The organism is Vibrio sp. Vb1337, from assembly GCF_033338715.1.
GTDB classification, from domain to species: domain Bacteria; phylum Pseudomonadota; class Gammaproteobacteria; order Enterobacterales; family Vibrionaceae; genus Vibrio; species Vibrio alginolyticus.
The window spans coordinates 195,097-211,059 of sequence record NZ_JAWOTD010000007.1; the positions used below are offsets into that span (position 1 = coordinate 195,097).

At 45.6% G+C, this 15,963-nt stretch carries 15 protein-coding genes; 5 read left to right on the forward strand and 10 right to left on the reverse strand.

The genetic code is table 11. From position 1 onward, the window contains the following. Window position 1: 1 nt before the first annotated feature. On the reverse strand, window positions 2–1,150 hold the full coding sequence (locus tag R7E42_RS10455) for a GGDEF domain-containing protein (protein ID WP_318072634.1): 1,149 nt from the start codon (window positions 1,148–1,150) through the stop codon (window positions 2–4). Between the two features lie 507 nt (window positions 1,151–1,657). Here R7E42_RS10455 and R7E42_RS10460 point away from each other — a divergent pair. Next, entirely contained in the window at window positions 1,658–2,998 is a 1,341-nt protein-coding gene (locus R7E42_RS10460) for an MATE family efflux transporter (protein WP_064354450.1), read from the forward strand. Window positions 2,999–3,095: 97 nt separating this feature from the next. Here the strand turns inward: R7E42_RS10460 and R7E42_RS10465 are convergent, their stop codons facing one another. The 3 genes from R7E42_RS10465 to R7E42_RS10475 form a co-directional block, all read right to left on the reverse strand. Then, window positions 3,096–4,775: an RluA family pseudouridine synthase gene (locus R7E42_RS10465; RefSeq protein ID WP_318072635.1), complete on the reverse strand. Its 1,680-nt coding sequence runs from the start codon at window positions 4,773–4,775 to the stop codon at window positions 3,096–3,098. Window positions 4,776–4,892: 117 nt separating this feature from the next. After that, the gene (locus R7E42_RS10470) at window positions 4,893–5,513 is read right to left on the reverse strand and encodes a DsbA family protein (protein ID WP_031848865.1); all 621 of its coding nucleotides are present in this window, start codon (window positions 5,511–5,513) and stop codon (window positions 4,893–4,895) included. Beyond that, entirely contained in the window at window positions 5,507–6,373 is an 867-nt protein-coding gene (locus R7E42_RS10475; protein WP_025545336.1) for an MBL fold metallo-hydrolase, read from the reverse strand. The genes R7E42_RS10470 and R7E42_RS10475 overlap by 7 nt, the downstream gene beginning before the upstream one ends. Before the next feature lie 126 nt (window positions 6,374–6,499). Here R7E42_RS10475 and R7E42_RS10480 point away from each other — a divergent pair, with 126 nt between their 5' ends. Beyond that, entirely contained in the window at window positions 6,500–7,387 is an 888-nt protein-coding gene (locus tag R7E42_RS10480) for a LysR family transcriptional regulator (protein WP_213965755.1), read from the forward strand. Window positions 7,388–7,481: 94 nt separating this feature from the next. Next, a complete protein-coding gene (locus R7E42_RS10485; RefSeq protein WP_054575260.1) occupies window positions 7,482–8,285 on the forward strand; it encodes a Cof-type HAD-IIB family hydrolase in 804 nt (267 codons plus the stop codon). A 108-nt stretch (window positions 8,286–8,393) separates the two neighbouring features. Here R7E42_RS10485 and R7E42_RS10490 read toward each other — a convergent pair whose 3' ends face one another. The 5 genes from R7E42_RS10490 to R7E42_RS10510 form a co-directional block, all read right to left on the reverse strand. Next, a complete protein-coding gene (locus R7E42_RS10490; RefSeq protein ID WP_246542522.1) occupies window positions 8,394–8,783 on the reverse strand; it encodes a hypothetical protein in 390 nt (129 codons plus the stop codon). A 24-nt stretch (window positions 8,784–8,807) separates the two neighbouring features. Beyond that, window positions 8,808–9,905 carry a GGDEF domain-containing protein gene (locus R7E42_RS10495; protein WP_005383270.1) on the reverse strand — a complete coding sequence of 366 codons (1,098 nt, stop codon included), beginning with the start codon at window positions 9,903–9,905 and terminating at the stop codon, window positions 8,808–8,810. Window positions 9,906–9,910: 5 nt separating this feature from the next. Continuing rightward, window positions 9,911–10,366 carry a hypothetical protein gene (locus tag R7E42_RS10500; protein WP_005374384.1) on the reverse strand — a complete coding sequence of 152 codons (456 nt, stop codon included), beginning with the start codon at window positions 10,364–10,366 and terminating at the stop codon, window positions 9,911–9,913. Window positions 10,367–10,810: 444 nt separating this feature from the next. After that, a complete protein-coding gene (fghA, locus tag R7E42_RS10505; protein WP_064354455.1) occupies window positions 10,811–11,650 on the reverse strand; it encodes an S-formylglutathione hydrolase in 840 nt (279 codons plus the stop codon). 62 nt (window positions 11,651–11,712) lie between these two features. Then, the gene (locus R7E42_RS10510) at window positions 11,713–12,861 is read right to left on the reverse strand and encodes an S-(hydroxymethyl)glutathione dehydrogenase/class III alcohol dehydrogenase (RefSeq protein ID WP_017821027.1); all 1,149 of its coding nucleotides are present in this window, start codon (window positions 12,859–12,861) and stop codon (window positions 11,713–11,715) included. 293 nt (window positions 12,862–13,154) lie between these two features. Here R7E42_RS10510 and R7E42_RS10515 point away from each other — a divergent pair, with 293 nt between their 5' ends. Together R7E42_RS10515 and R7E42_RS10520 are read left to right on the forward strand one after the other, a co-directional pair. Further along, the gene (locus tag R7E42_RS10515; RefSeq protein ID WP_213873633.1) at window positions 13,155–13,961 is read left to right on the forward strand and encodes an arylamine N-acetyltransferase family protein; all 807 of its coding nucleotides are present in this window, start codon (window positions 13,155–13,157) and stop codon (window positions 13,959–13,961) included. An 80-nt stretch (window positions 13,962–14,041) separates the two neighbouring features. Further along, the gene (locus R7E42_RS10520) at window positions 14,042–14,914 is read left to right on the forward strand and encodes a LysR family transcriptional regulator (protein ID WP_285385394.1); all 873 of its coding nucleotides are present in this window, start codon (window positions 14,042–14,044) and stop codon (window positions 14,912–14,914) included. 99 nt (window positions 14,915–15,013) lie between these two features. Here R7E42_RS10520 and R7E42_RS10525 read toward each other — a convergent pair whose 3' ends face one another. Beyond that, window positions 15,014–15,787 (reverse strand): siderophore-interacting protein, encoded by a 774-nt coding sequence (locus R7E42_RS10525; protein WP_045603380.1) that lies wholly within the window; start codon window positions 15,785–15,787, stop codon window positions 15,014–15,016. Between the last annotated feature and the right edge of the window lie 176 nt (window positions 15,788–15,963).

Genomic DNA, 15,963 nt, shown 5'->3' on the forward strand with positions numbered 1-15,963 from the left:
ATTAGCAAGCTTCTGGTACCGCTGATGCATTAGATGTTGACTGTTCTTCCGTATTGCAGTGCTCATAAAAGGCGTACTGGTTTTTACCAGTATGTTTAGCTGCGTACATTGCTTTATCTGCACATCGAGTCAATTCAGACAAATCCTTTGCATCTTGCTTATAGATAGCAGCACCTACACTCATTGTTAACTCGTTAATCATATCGTAGCTTCGGTAACCTGTCGGAAACAGATTCACGATCCGTTTTAGGATGCTGTCGAGGTCATCTTTACTTTTTACATCGTAAAGCATGATTACAAACTCGTCGCCCGCAAATCGAGCGATGGAGTAGTCGTGTTTATCTGTTTTTCTGTCTTTGTTGCGAATGTTATTTTTTAATCGAGTGGCGAAGGCTTGAAGTACTTGGTCACCAATATCGTGCCCGTAGGTGTCGTTGATGTGCTTGAAGTTATCGATATCGAGAAAGACCAATGCGGTGATGCTGTCATCAGATGAGTGCTTGATTTCATCGAGCTTTGCGCGCGCCCAAGTTTCAAAGCTCCAGCGATTGGCAAGCCCAGTGAGCTGGTCAAAATATGCTAACTCCTCAATCCCCTCACGATACAGTGTTTGAATGTAATTGAGGACTTTCGTGTAGTAATACGAGAACGTGTGACACACAAACGCGGTCGCTATCAGGGTCAGCATCAATCTCCGCTCTATGATTTCTGTGGCTGTTGGCAGTCGATCTAAAAAAGCGACCCCAAAAAAGATCAGTAAAATGTAGGTGCCACTGAACAACAGACCGACCTTAAACTCATTAATTAATACTAGAGTGGCGACAATAGGATATAGCCATAACATTTTGCCTGACGGAGCGTCGTTATACAGAAGTAACAATAACCCTTCGAACATTAAGACAGCACTTAGCCATAAGTCGGCGTATTGATGGTGCCGCTGGACTTTTATTACATAACTGATTGCTAAGCATGCCAAGGCACACAAAGCATGGAAAAAGCTTAAACCCCAGTTATTCTCAAGTGATTGAGCAATGGAACCATAAGTTAAACAGGCAGCGGCGATACTGGAGCATAAAAAGACAATTTTCTTTTTTCTTGTTGAACGGATGTCCGCCATTTCTTCTAAGCGCGCCCCAGCCAATGTCGACATTACGTATCCTTGCTTAATTAACGTGTACGCTTATTCTAGGCGGTATTTTCGCGATAAATAGAACAACAAAGTTTCCAAATGTGATATCAGTCATTTTTAGTGCAAAGCCATCAGTGTGATTTGGTGCGAGTGTTCAAAGAGGAATGGTGGCGCATGCAGGTTTTCATGACGGTTCTTCATGGCTCTATATGGTTGGACTGATAACTCAAAGTAATGTATCTAGTTGGAGATATTTCTATTGATTATCCTGATTCTGTTCGGTGCTCGTTGATTGAGAGTATTGTTCACCAATCTCTGCTCTACGTATCGTCAAGGCATATGTCGTTTCGAAAATGCATTAGAAATATTTTTCCGAAACAGGGCGAAATATTGTTGTCGTTATGACCAATATGCGACTAGAATCCGCGCTAAATCACAACCTCATATCGAGCTTCGTTCGAGTCACTATTTTTAAACTGCTTCACAAATATTGTGAGGCAGTTTTTAGTTGTAGGAAAGGTTACAAGCATGCCTAAAAGCCAAAACATCAACCAACGAATGTCCATCGTGGCATTAGCTTGGCCAATTCTTGTCGAAATTTTGCTACGGACGGCTTTAGGAACCAGTGACGTGTTCATGCTGAGTGGCTACTCAGACAAAGCCGTATCCGCTGTTGGTGTGATCACGCAGATTACCTTCTTTTTAATCATCGTTTCGACCTTTGTCAGTAGCGGTACGGGGATTTTGATTGCCCAATACAATGGCGCTGGACGCGAGCAAGAGTCAGTGAGCGTTGGTGTTGCGAGTATTGCGTTGTCTGTGCTCGTCGGTGTGCTATTGAGTGTGATTGCCGTGCTTGGTGCGATATATCTACTCCCGTATTACGGCTTGGAAGCGCAAGTCGAGCAGTACGCTCATGAATATCTGCTGATAAGCGGTGCGATGACGTTTAACGTTACGATTGGCGTTGTTTTTACAACTATTCTGCGTAGTCATGGTTATTCACGTTCCCCAATGGTGGTGAATTTGATCTCGGGTGTGTTCAACATCATTGGTAACTATATTGCGCTTTACCAGCCATTTGGTTTACCTGTGTATGGCGTGCAAGGCGTGGCAATAGCAACCGTCGTCAGCCAAGTCATCGGTACGTTAATGTTATGGTTTATTCTCGCGCGCAGCAGCATTGAGCTACCAATGTCGACCATGAAACAAGTGCCCGTAGAGATTTACAAAAAGATCTTAAAAATCGGCGGCATGAACGCGGGTGAGGTGCTGTCTTACAACGTGGCGCAAATCTGCATTGTGTATTTTGTGGTGCAAATGGGGACGGCATCGTTAGCGGCTTTCACTTATGCGCAAAACATTGCCCGTTTCTCGTTTGCTTTCGCGCTGGCAATTGGTCAGGCAGCGCAAATTCAGACTGGTTACTACATCGGTAAAGGTTGGGTGAGCAGCATTTTAAAACGCGTACAAATCTACTTCTTAGTAGGATTTGTGGCATCAACGGCGGCAACCACACTGATTTACCTGTTTAGAGAAGAGATTCTGCGCGTATTTACCGATCAACCAGAGATACTCGCATTGGCAGGTTCGTTAGTCATGGGCTCAATTTTGCTCGAGGCCGGACGTGTGTTTAACCTGATTTTTATCGCGGGGCTCAAAGGCGCGGGTGACATCAAGTTCCCAGTGCAAATGGGGATTTTGAGTATGTGGGGACTAGGCGTGCTTTTCTCTTACATCTTTGGCATTCACATGGGGTATGGCGTTTTAGGGGCTTGGATGGCAATCGCACTCGATGAATGGGTGCGTGGTATCATCATGGCAAGGCGTTGGCGCTCTCAGGTGTGGACCAAGTTTAAGGTGAGCTAACGGTTTTCGGTATCGCGCATCACGCTTATTCTGTTGTTAGAAACCAAAAAAGGCACTGATAGTCAGTGCCTTTTTGTTATTTAAACTCGGGAAGACGTTAGAATTCGCACTCAGCTTTGAACACCATGCGCTCTTTGCTGTATGGATGATCCAGCTCTAGCATCTCAGCATGCAGGTGTAAGCGATTCGCTTTTTCGCCGTATAAACCATCACCAACCATCGGCATGTTTAACCCCATGTGATGAGCACTGTGTACACGTAGTTGGTGAGTTCGCCCGGTTTTCGGATACATGTATACCTTGCTGCGTCCATCTTTGACTTCAATCAGTTGCCAGTAGGTTTCTGCATGTTTCCCGTGTTCAAAACACACCAGTTGACGTGGGCGGTCGTCGGGGTCACCACGCATTGGCAGTGAAATTTCCCCTTCTGGCGCGTTCAATACGCCTTCGAGTAGTGCCATATAACGTTTTTGTACGCCGCGAGCCATAAACTGTTTTTGCAGACTTTTGTTCGCGCGCTTAGTTAAGGCAAACACCAAAATGCCAGAGGTCGCCATGTCGAGGCGATGAATCACAAACGGCCCTTCCACATCAGGGAACATCGCTTGTAGGCGAGTATAAGCAGAGTCTTTGATGGTTTTACCCGGCACTGAAAGTAAGCCCGAGGGCTTGTTGACAACGACCATAGCGTCGTCTTGGTAGATTATCTCTAGCTCTTTGTCTTCTGCCCAATTCTCCGCCAATGGGTTAGGTTCGACATCCAGTCCTTGCATCATATGGCCCAAAATCGGCTGACATTTGCTGTTGCACGATGGGTAGAATTTTTTGTGTTGGCGAACTTCAGACTTTGGCGAAACACCCCACCAAAATTCTGCCAACGCCAGCGGTTTGAATTCGTGTTTAAACGCGTATTGGAGCAGTTTTGGCGCAGCACATTCCCCTGCACCTGCTGGTGGTATTGGGTTTGTGGTGTCCGCAAAAATGTCCACCAAGTCGCGTGCTTCGCCATGGCTGTTTAGGAAGCGGTATTGTTTATGCAGTTTGTGCTGTAAAGCGTTGGAGAGTGTCTTGCGCTGCTCTTTCAGATGAGCAAGTTGCTGCTCTAACTCGGCCAAGCGCGCTTCTTTGATTGCAAGCTTTTCATCCCACGCTTGCTTTAAGTATTTGAGAACGTTTTTCTCGGCGACACTTTGTTTACCCAGCTCATCCAACAAGATTTTGAGATCATCGGCATTGAGCGTTTGCTCACTTTGTTGGCGCTGTCGTTTGCGTGCGGCGCGGCTGTCAATCATCACTTGGCGCTGTGTTTGCTCTTCTTGTTGATAAGCGGCTCGGTCGGCTTGGATTTGCGCTTTAAGATCCTCCAATTCCGGATTCGCGGCACAGGTTTTGTACTCCGCATTGGCGGCGTTGATGGCATCCGTTTCTGCGCGGAAGAAGCCTTCATCGGTCAGCATGTCGTACACAGGAGGGACAAATCCTGGAATCAAGTTTTGGTCGGCAATTTTGCCAGAAAACGCACTTAAAAAGCCGAGCTCGCCTTGAGGGCTTTCTACCAGCAATACGCCAAACATTTTGCCTCGCCCCGTTTCTTCATTAACCAAACCAAAATCGTGTTCGAAGTCGGTTTGCGCTAATAAGTGCTGCTGCAATTGCTTTGCGGCCATAACGCAAAGAGGATGCGGCGTGTAGTAGAACGGAAACGTAAACTGCGTTGGTAATTCATAGTCAGAAGTATCAGCAGTAAAACGAGTAAAACAATGTTCAGGCGAGTGCATGGTGGGTATCCGCGCGAGTAAAAAATCGAGCGAGGATTGTACCTGTTTGAGTCAGGATTGCCATGTCGGTGTTGGCACTCGCTCTTGGATTAAGAACAAGAGCGAGTGGGGAAGAGCTTATTGCAGTTTTTGTAATGCAAGCTTCCACTGCGCCGGTTTGTCGTAGTAGGTCGAGTGCGGCAAGGTCAAGTACTCGCCATTTACTTCTGCAATCAGGGTTGGATAACCACCAACGTGTAACTGGCGCATCAACTGTCGGCTAGAGCGAATTCTCTCGTTTAGTTCGGCTTCGCTTAACGCCATGTTTTGCTCCCACGCATCGTTTGCTAAACCTAGCGATTCTGCAATGGCTTTGAGCGTCGATGCTTCATTCACTTTTAACCCGAGCTGATAATGCGCGGATTGGATGGCCTTTAGCATGTGCCATGGATTCAGCCCCATTTTCTCCGCACTCAAGATCGCTTGTGTTGGTAGGTAAGAATCAAGAACAAACGCATCTTCGCTTTTCACGCGTTGCAGATATGCTTCACCAAACGTTGCTCCGGTTTCGGTTGCGATACGAGCGTCACTGTTGATGATGTGCTGACGAAATTCAGATTCAATCGCGCGTTTCTCAATCATACCGCCGGGATGAAGCTCTACCTTAAATTGAGAGGTGTCCATCAAGGCTTCGATGAGTGGTGATGCCCCGTAGCACCAACCACACATGGGATCGAAGAAGTAATGCACGGTTACCATGACATTTCACCAGTATGCACTTTCGCACCGATTTCTAGCGCGATTGGCAATTGAGCTTCTGGGTATTTCGCTGACATGGTGTCAATGAGTTGAACGCTGTTATTGCTGTGTTTTTTCGCTTGCTGAAAATCCTGCAAATATTGTTGCGAGTAGTGAATGGTGTCTGCGTTCAGCTTTGTGCCTGCTTTCATGTGACCAGGGATGACCACTTGAGGTTTAAGCGCAAGCATCTCGCTAAGCTGTTGCTCCCAAGCATTGATAGCGGTTTGGTCAGCGGCATCGGCCATCCACAAATGTACGTTTGAGTACACGGCTACGTTACCTAGAATCGCTTTGTTATCTGGAATCCATAGGTAAGGGCGGTGTGCTGATGTGCCATGGTTACCACGAATTTCAATCTTATGACCTTCTAGCTCTAATGATGCTTTATCGTACGCGACAGGGATCACTGGTTTTACCGGTGCGTTTGCGCCCAGCTTTGGTCCCCAGTACGCCAGCTTTCCAGCCAATTTCTCTTTAATAATTTTTTGAACCGCAGGCGTTGCGATGATCTGCGCATCAGGGAACTGTTGGTGTAGGGCCTCTGCGCCAAAGTAGTAGTCTGGGTCCGCTTGGCTGATAAAAATGGTTTTAAGCGTTTTGCCTGAGTCCAACACTTTAGCGGCAATGCGCATCGCGTCAGCTTTGGTGAAGCCAGTGTCGATGACCATGGCGTCAGTCTCACCGTATACCAAGGTTGAGTTAACGTGGAAGCTGTTACCGTCGGCGTTGTAAACCTCAAGAGTAAGGGGAGAGTGGTTTGCCGCTAGGACAGGGCTTGCCATTAAAACGGATGCAGCAATCAAAGTGAATTTTTTCATAATAAGCTCCTAAAGAATTTGGGGCCAAGCGACGACGGCTTGGGAACGGGAGCTATATTAGGAAATTGATACGCTCGGAAAAATACACAATAATGTGCATCACTATTTCTTATTTCGAGCAAATGTATGGACAGAGTAACGGCAGCAAAAGTATTTGTGGATGTGGTCTATTCTGGCAGTTTTACCGCGACCGCAGAGCGGTTAGACATGTCTCGGCCTATGGTGACTCGTTATGTAGAGGCGATGGAGAACTGGCTGCAAACTCGTTTGTTGCACCGCACCACGCGCAAGGTGTCGCTCACCACCGCAGGGGAGCGCAGCTTGCCTCAGATTGAGCGCTGGTTAAAACAGGCCGATACGTTGACGTCGAACATTGCCGTTGATGGTGAGCTGTCCGGAAAAATCCGTCTCGCGTCTAGCACTTCATTTGGATTCTCACAGTTGATCCCAGTAGTAAACAGTTTTATGCAAAAGCACCCCAAAGTGCATATCGACATAGATCTGCAAGACTCAGTGAGTGATCTAACCGAGCAACGCATCGATCTGGCAATCCGAATTGCGTCAGATCCCGATCCTTCTTTGATTGGTAAGCCGATTGCGGTGTGTGAATCGGTGTTGGTGGCATCGCCACAATACTTGCAAACTCACCACGCGATCGCGCATCCGCGAGATTTATCTTCACACGACTGTTTGGGATACAAAAACTTTGAGCGTCACGTGTGGCATTTGTCTCAGGGCGACCAGTTCGAATCGGTGGGAATTGAGTGTCGCCTAACCAGCAATGAGGCCACGGCGTTATTGCATGGCGCTTTGCAAGGCATGGGTATTTCGATGCTGCCAACCTATTTGAGCAATATCTATCTCAAATCGGGTCAGCTTGAGTCGGTGTTGCCGGATTGGAAGCCAAATGATCTCAACATTTACGCGCTGTATTCATCACGTAAACACTTGTCTCCTGCGGTGAGAGCTTTCATCGATCACAGTGAAGATTACTTTAAGCAGCACCCTTGGTGAATGCGAAAAGCGTCGTCATCCCGACTTGAGATTCATACAAGATCCTGTACCTTACATGGATATATTTTCGCAGCATCATTTAGAGTTTTCGTTAATGTCACAAGTTTGCATCAAATTTATTGCTACCGATATGGATGGCACATTGCTTGACCAGTACGGTCGTTTGGATCCAGAGTTTTTCGATCTGTTTTTGCAACTGGAAGAGCAAGGCATTTTGTTCTCCGCTGCGTCTGGTCGTCAGTATTACAGTCTGCGAGACACGTTCGCGCCAATCAAAGACAGACTGTTGTATGTGGCTGAAAACGGCACCTTAGTGATGTACCAAGACAAAGAGCTCTACAGTTGTACCATTCCTAAAGCGGAAGTGTTGGAGATTGTGAAAGCGGCTCGTGAGATTGACGGGGCGAACATCGTATTGTGTGGCAAGCGCTCGGCGTACATCGAAACGCATGATCAGCAATCGCTGGAAGAATTTCAAAAGTACTACCACCGCTGTGAATATGTGCCGGATTTGCTTGAGGTCGAAGACGAGTTTATTAAGGTAGCAATTTGTCACTTTGACGGTTCGGAAGAGCTCCTGTTCCCGACCATGAACGCGAAGTTTGGCGCAACGCATAAAGTCGTAGTGAGCGCAAAAATTTGGCTGGATGTGATGAATGCCGAGGCGTCTAAAGGCGCGGCCATTCAGCACCTTCAAGAGACGATGAATTTTACTCCGGCAGAAACAATGACGTTTGGTGATTACCTCAATGACCTCGAAATGCTGCAAGTCAGTGAGCATTCGTACGCGGTTGCCAACGCGCACGAAGAGATTAAGAAAATTGCTCGTTATTCTGCGCCAAGCAACCAAGAGGCTGGGGTACTCAAAGTGATTAAAGAGAAAGTGTTAGCGAAGTAACGCTCATTTTTTCGATGTTATTTTCTTCTTCACGTAAAAGTCCCGCAGTGCATGCGGGGCTTTGTTTTTTGTGTGTGTGGTGGGAGGGGGTAGTAATGTTCCCGTTTTTTAGCGCACGTAGTTGGCAGTTGCGCTGACCAAAAAGTGCTGCAACTTTCCATCCGATTTTGGCACCCACAAGTCGTTATGATAATGGTAAATACGGCCATTGACGGTCACAGACAAGGTATTATCACCCGTTTGCTCCATGCGAATAAACTGATCCGAAGTGACCAAAAACGGCTCTTGCTCTTCAATGCTCTGGCCCGTTGCCAATACGAAGTAGCCGAATCGGTTGCCAGCATCCGGATCGGTTGAGTAGATTCGATGCCCAACTAGGCTGTAGTCGTCGTTGAGTGCCTGCTCAAGCGTTTTTTGCCCGATGGTTTCGTGCGATGGAATAAATACCCAAGCCAACACACCTGCCGCAATGACTGCCAGTAGAAGCAGTACTTGCATGAACTTTCTCATCATATATACCGTTTAACGTTGAAATTTCATTTTGTACATGCGCTTATCCGCTATGCTGATAAGAAAGTCAACATTGTCACTGTCTTTAGGGTATTGCGCTAAGCCCATGCTTGTTGAAAGTGTTGAGACTTTATCGGAGTTTAATATTTGTGCATCAAAGACGGTATTTATCTGCTCACGTACGTTCTCTTCATTGAGATGTTCACCTTCAAGGATAACCGCGAACTCATCTCCTCCCATGCGATAAACAGTAAAATCATTGAGTGCCATAGAATTAAGCCGCCTAGCGATTTCCCGCAGTACAGTGTCGCCAACTTGGTGTCCGTGTGTATCGTTGACTTCTTTAAAACCATTTAAATCTAGAATCCAGAGAGAAAAGGGCCTTTTTTCTTGAGTAAATTTGTTTAGGGTTATGAATAGTGCATTGCGGTTCCCTAGGTTCGTCAAAGGGTCGCTTAGCGCCAATTTTCTATGAAAATGGGATTCACGATAAAAGAAATAAGTTAGAGAGATAATCGACAAAACGAACGTCGCAAACAACATATATTGTGCTTGCATTAAGCGCTGGGTTTGACCTTTTTGTGCTTCATAAGCTTTACTGCTTAGACGAAAGTTTTGATTAACGAAGTCTATTAAGCCTAAATATAGTGTTTGAGTTGAACGATAAAATGCAGCAGCAGCTTGGCTATCACCTGTTCTAGCTTCTACTAGTTGTTTTTCTAGCTCTTTGAACTCTTCAAAAAGGTTAATGAAGTAAAGGTGCATGTTGTTCCGAGAAAAGAACTTATTGGCTTTCGTGCTACTGGTCAATAAGTCAAAGCGACTCCACGCTAACTCGTATTGAAGCTCTGCACCATCAATATTCAATACGTTTTCATCTAACCGTCTGGCCTCGCCGACAAGTTCTGATAGTTCTTTGGAGAGTTGGAATAAAAACCAAGTCGCTTGTTTTTGTTCGTTATTAAAATTTTGTGAGAGTGAACGTGTTTGCTGTAAAAGCACGACATTCGCGAGAAGCAAAGAAACGGCAAACACCACCAGCAGCATTTTGCTGGTGGTAGAATATTGCAATATTCTTTGTTTCTTAGAATAGGGTTCTGATAACTTCATTCTTATTATTTTTCTTTTATTTCATTTACTTGCCATACCATTTGCGCATGATATTTATTGTAGTTTAGCTCTGGATAGAGATTGAGTGGATATATCACCCAGAAAGGGCCTTTATTCCTGACTTTTATGTAATTCTGATCTTGTTGATAAGCCAGTATTGGTTGATATCGAAGAATATCTTGTCGGGACAATGTCGAGTGATAGTCGTTTAAGCTGCTGATATCAACCTGCTCTGGTACCTTTCCGTAGACGTGTGTAAGAAGCGTGCTGAGTTTAACGCCTAAAAACTCTGACGAGGCAGGAAGCCAAGGCAATGTCATCGTGTAGCTAGTGGTAGGTAAAGCTTGGATCTCTTCCAGTTCCAGTATGACACTAGGCTGCTGGCTACTACTAAATACGATCGTATTTGCAGACAAGAATGGCGCAACAAAAAACAGACCTAGCGCGACTATCTTTTTCATCATATGCCCTTTTGAGTTTTATTCTTTTTTCTTAGCTAGGACAAAGGTGCTAGCGGTAATTTATTTATAATTATAGAGCCAACCGGATGAGATTTTATAATACGTTATGTTTCAAAAATAACTGTCGGTTTACGTCACGTCAAGGTTATTAAGTTGCTTCTTAATTAAAAGCTCAGAGTATTGGGATGATGGTAGAGTTTCGTAATGATTTCGCGGTATTTAATTGGTTTTTAGTGCAACTTTGTGTCATTTTTAATAAAGATACTGTGTCGGAAATGAGAATTTAATAAGGCGAGAAATGGATGTCGAATTTGTTCTTAAGTTACATTATTTTACATATTTAAATCATCGATATTCAGATATGTATTTGTTAGTACGTAAAGAAAATAAAGTCACCTAGTTTTGGTGACTTTATTTTTTATTTCATGAGCTTACTTAAATTAACTATGCAAACAAATATTTTGCATGGAAGTTGAGGTGCTCTTCAATAAAGCTTGAGATGAAGTAATAGCTATGGTCATAGCCTGGTTGCATTCTCAAGGTTAGGTTTGAATCGTGTATTTTTGCCGCAGCAATCAGCGCTTCCGGTCTAAGCTGCTCATTTAAGAAGCCATCAGCATCACCTTGATCAATCAAAATTGGTAATGGTGATTGTTGTTGTTTTAGAAGTTCACTTGCATCGTATTGCTTCCAGCTTTCAAGCTCCTTGCCTAAGTAAGCAGTAAAGGCTTTTTGTCCCCAAGGGCATTGCATTGGGTTACTGATTGGACTGAACGCTGAAATAGAACGGTACTGTTCTGAATTTTTCAGACCAATGGTGAGCGCTCCGTGGCCGCCCATGCTGTGACCCGAAATCGACTTCACGTCAGAGACTGGGAAGTTACTTTCGATGATCGCAGGCAACTCCTCAGTCACATAGTCGTACATACAGTAATGCAGTGACCAAGGTGCTTGCGTCGCATTAAGGTAAAAGCCAGCTCCTTTTCCTAGGTCATAGCTTTCGTCGTCAGCGATACCTTCGCCTCTCGGACTTGTGTCTGGTGCAATGATCGCAATGCCAAGCTCGGCCGCCATACGAAATGCGCCCGCTTTCTGCATAAAGTTCTCATCGGTACACGTTAAACCAGAGAGCCAGTATAGCGCGGGTACGGGATTTGATTTCGTTGCGTTAGGTGGCAAGAATATCGCGAAGCGCATGGTGCAGTTTAGGGCATTGGATTCGTGTGTATATTGCTTGTGCCAACCGCCAAACACTTTGGCTTGGCTTACATTTTCAATGGTCATGAATAAACTCTCTAATTAGCAGAAGGAATTCAGGCTCCCCAAAAGGAGAGCCTGAGGCAGCATTATTGATCCATATGGATAACTGTTCGGATGCTCTTACCTTCATGCATCAGATCAAACGCTTTGTTGACGTCTGCTAATCCCATTGTGTGGGTAATGAACTCCTGTAAGCCGAATTCACCAGCCATGTAACGGTTTACGATTTCTGGAAGCTCAGAGCGACCTTTAACGCCACCGAAAGCGCTGCCACGCCATACACGACCAGTTACCAGTTGGAATGGACGAGTTGAGATCTCTTGACCTGCACCAGCAACACCAATGATGACTGACTCACCCCAACCTTTGTGACAGCACTCAAGTGCTTGGCGCATCACGTTTACGTTACCGATACATTCGAATGAGTAGTCAACACCACCGTCTGTCATTTCAACAATCACTTCTTGAATTGGCTTGTCGAATTTTTGTGGGTTGATGCAATCAGTTGCACCAAGTTGTTTCGCTAGGTCGAATTTGCTTTCGTTGATGTCTACACCGATGATGCGGCTGGCACCAGCCATGCGAGCACCGATGATTGCAGAAAGACCGATACCGCCGAGACCAAAGATTGCCACTGTGTCGCCTTTTTCAACTTTAGCTGTGTTTAATACCGCACCCATACCAGTGGTTACGCCACAACCTAGAAGACAAACTTCTTCAAGTGGTGCTTCTTTGTTTACTTTCGCTAGTGAGATTTCTGGAAGAACCGTGTACTCAGAGAAAGTAGAACAACCCATGTAGTGGAAGATAGTTTCGCCGTTGATAGAGAATCGGCTTGTGCCATCTGGCATTAGGCCTTTACCTTGCGTTTCACGAACGGCCTGACATAGGTTCGTTTTGCCAGATTTACAGAACTTACACTCACCACATTCAGCAGTGTAAAGTGGGATAACGTGGTCGCCAACTTCAACGCTTGTTACGCCTTCGCCAACCATTTCAACGATACCGCCACCTTCGTGACCAAGGATTGAAGGGAAGATACCTTCTGGATCGTCACCTGATAGTGTGAATGCGTCAGTGTGACAAACACCAGTTGCTACGATGCGTACTAGCACTTCGCCGGCTTTTGGAAGTTGTACATCCACTTCTTCCATTTTAAGCGGCTCACCTGCAGCCCAAGCGACCATTGCTTTTGATTTTATGTGAGTTTGACCAGGTTTGATTTCAAGCGACATTGGATGTTTCCTTTATATTTTCAGTATATGGAGTGACGTAATAAGCGTAGTTAAGGTTTGCTTACCGCGCTTCGTCGTTTTGTTGGTGCTCATTTTAGGTGTTTCAGTAAAAATGATAATCCGTCCATTTTGAAAATGATTTTTACATATGTGTAATAATGATAAGGTGAGCGTGTAAAAAGAGTGCGATGCCTCCTTAAAGCGGAAGGGAAATGGAAAAGGTGATTGACCTGAAGTTAGATAGAGGGGCTAAAGTAGAAAACTGTCAAACCATCAGCTAAGTAAGAGTGATTATGAATAAGACGGATCTGAGTGCCTATTTAACCAAGCTAGGCTTGCCTAGTGAATTGCCCGCCGATTTGGAGTCATTGCACAGAATTCACGTGGCGCAGCATCGTTGCCTGCCGTTTGAGAATTTTGACATCGCATTGCAGCGAGGCGTCTCTGTTGAGATTGAAGATATTATTCAAAAAACCGTGTACCACTCTCGCGGTGGTTACTGCTTTGAATTAAATGGTTTAATGCTTGATGTGCTCAACACTCTTGGGTTTGAAGCGCGAAGTTTGCTAGGGCGTGTACATGTGTCTGGTACACCAACAGGTCGTAGTCATCAAATCACGTTAGTGACTTTAGAGGAACAAACATGGATTGTCGATGTGGGTTTTGGCTCCAATACCCCTCGAGCGCCATTGCCATTTATCCTTGACCAAGTGATTCAGACGGATTTACAAACCTTCCGTTTTGTCAAAGATGCTCAGTTTGGTTATTTCCTCCAAGTGCTTTCAACCGATGGAACGGACGTGTGGAGCAATCTATACAGCTTTGACCTAGAGTTCGTGTGTGCTGGTGACATTGCATGTAGCAACTTCTTTACCTCGACTTCGCCTAATTCGCGTTTTACTAGCGCAAGAGTCGCTGCTAGAGCGACAGAAAGTGGGTTGGTGACGCTGCTTAACTACACACTCAGATGCGCCAATCATGAAGCGCTAACAGAAATAGAGCTAGAGCCAGGTCAAACCTACCTGGATGCGTTGAAAGAATATTTTGGCATTGAGCTTGATGCGCAATACGACGAACTTCGTCCGTTACCTGACGCGTAAAGTTTTCCCGTTTTCAAAGCGTAGCGCGACGAGAACAATGTAATCACTATTTGTCTAGAAGAGGTCGACAGGAATACAGCATGGCGAATTGGGAAGGAGTCAGCGAGTTTGTTGCCGTAGCGGAAACTAACAGCTTTACAGCTGCCGCGGCTAAACTGAAAACGTCAGTGGCACAAATCAGTCGCCGCGTATCGGCACTTGAAGAGCGCCTTGCGGTTAAGTTACTGCATCGCACGACGCGAAAAGTTTCTCTGTCTGAAGCTGGACAGCTTTATTATCAGCAGTGCAAACACTTGGTCGAAGGGCTAGAACTAGCTGAGCTTGCTGTAACGCAAATGCAAACCGAACCGCGAGGTTTGCTGCGTGTGACAGCGCCTGTGACCTATGGGGAAATGAACCTCGCACCGCTCTTGCATCAGTTTTTGGAGAAGTACCCGCGTGTGGACCTCGATTTAGTTCTGACCAATCAAAAACTGGATTTGATAGAGCAAGGGGTAGACGTGGCGATTCGTCTTGGCCGCCTGCAAGATTCTAGCATGATCGCAAAGCGTCTTTCGTCGCGTCAAAATTACGTGTGTGCTAGCCCTATGTATTTGGAGCGATTTGGCGAGCCTCACACATTATCCGAACTGGCTCGACATGAGTGCCTAGTTGGTTCGGTCGATTATTGGCATTTTAAGGAAAATAAACGCGATAAGTCTTTGCGCGTATCGGGGAGGATTAAATGCAATAGTGGTTTTGCGCTAATGGGCGCCGCCAAACGTGGTTTGGGTTTAGTGCAGTTGCCGGACTATTACGTTCAAGAAGCCCTAGATAACGGTGAGCTAGTCGAGGTGCTGACCGATTACCGAGACGACCGTGAAGGCATTTGGGCACTGTATCCACAAAGCCGAAATTTATCGCCCAAAGTGAGGTTGTTGATCGACTTTTTAGCGCAGGAACTAGCGGATTAGAGTTTTCATGAACTTTAATACAACTGAAGTTGCTAAAACGCCCGGTGATGCCGGGCGTTTTTATTAGGATGAGAGCTGGAATCGAAAAGACATGAATCACTATTGGTTGGATTCCGCGTCTTCACGTTTAATCACTTTGTGCCCATCTTCAGACACGCCTTGCTTCCAATAGCTGCTGATGTAGATATTCTCGCGATCGACTTCTTTTTCGTTGCGGAAATATTGGCGCAGCGTACGCATTGAATCGAACTCACACGCACACCATACCGAAGCGTTACCATCTAACCACTCGAGTTCGCGAACGCTATCAGCCAAGGTTTGCTGTTCAGTTAGCCAAATCAACTCCATACCGGCTGGCGTGTTTAGGGGTTGAATGTCGGCTGGAGACATCACGCTGATCACTGCATAGCCTTTGGCCTCTTCTGGCAGCGTACGAATTTTCGCAGAAAGTGCTGGAAGTGCCGTCATATCGGCAGCCATGAAGAACCAATCCGCCTCAGTATTTAAGTTGGAGATGCTACCTGGCCCAACAATGCTGATCGTGTCGCCTTTTTGCGCGGCCATTGCCCAACGCGCTGCAAATCCGCATTGCAGATCTTGCGTTACGTGTCGGACGAAATCCACTTCGATTGAACTGGTTTCTGGATGAAAGCGTCGAATTGTGTAAGTGCGCATGATTGGTCGGTCGTCTTCTGACAGGATGCTCAGATCCGAGCCACCCATATCGTTAAACAGTAATTTGATGTAACTGCCTTCGCAGTCACGAGGAAAGTGGCTCAGCGCCTCACCTTGCAAGGTAATGCGCTGCATGTTTGGAGTGATGGTTTCTGTGTCTGTGACAACAAGCGTTTTAGGTTGAGGCTTCTTTTTCATTGTTACTTTACTCGATAATTATTCTCTTTCTCATTTAAAGATTATCAAGTTCCCTAACAAGAGGGTAGCGTCTTTAAACAAATTTACACTGTGAATTAACGCCAAAGCCTCAAGAAAAATATTACCTCTATCCTTTCTCTAACCACGTAAAGTGAGTCATTTTTAACCATAAATGG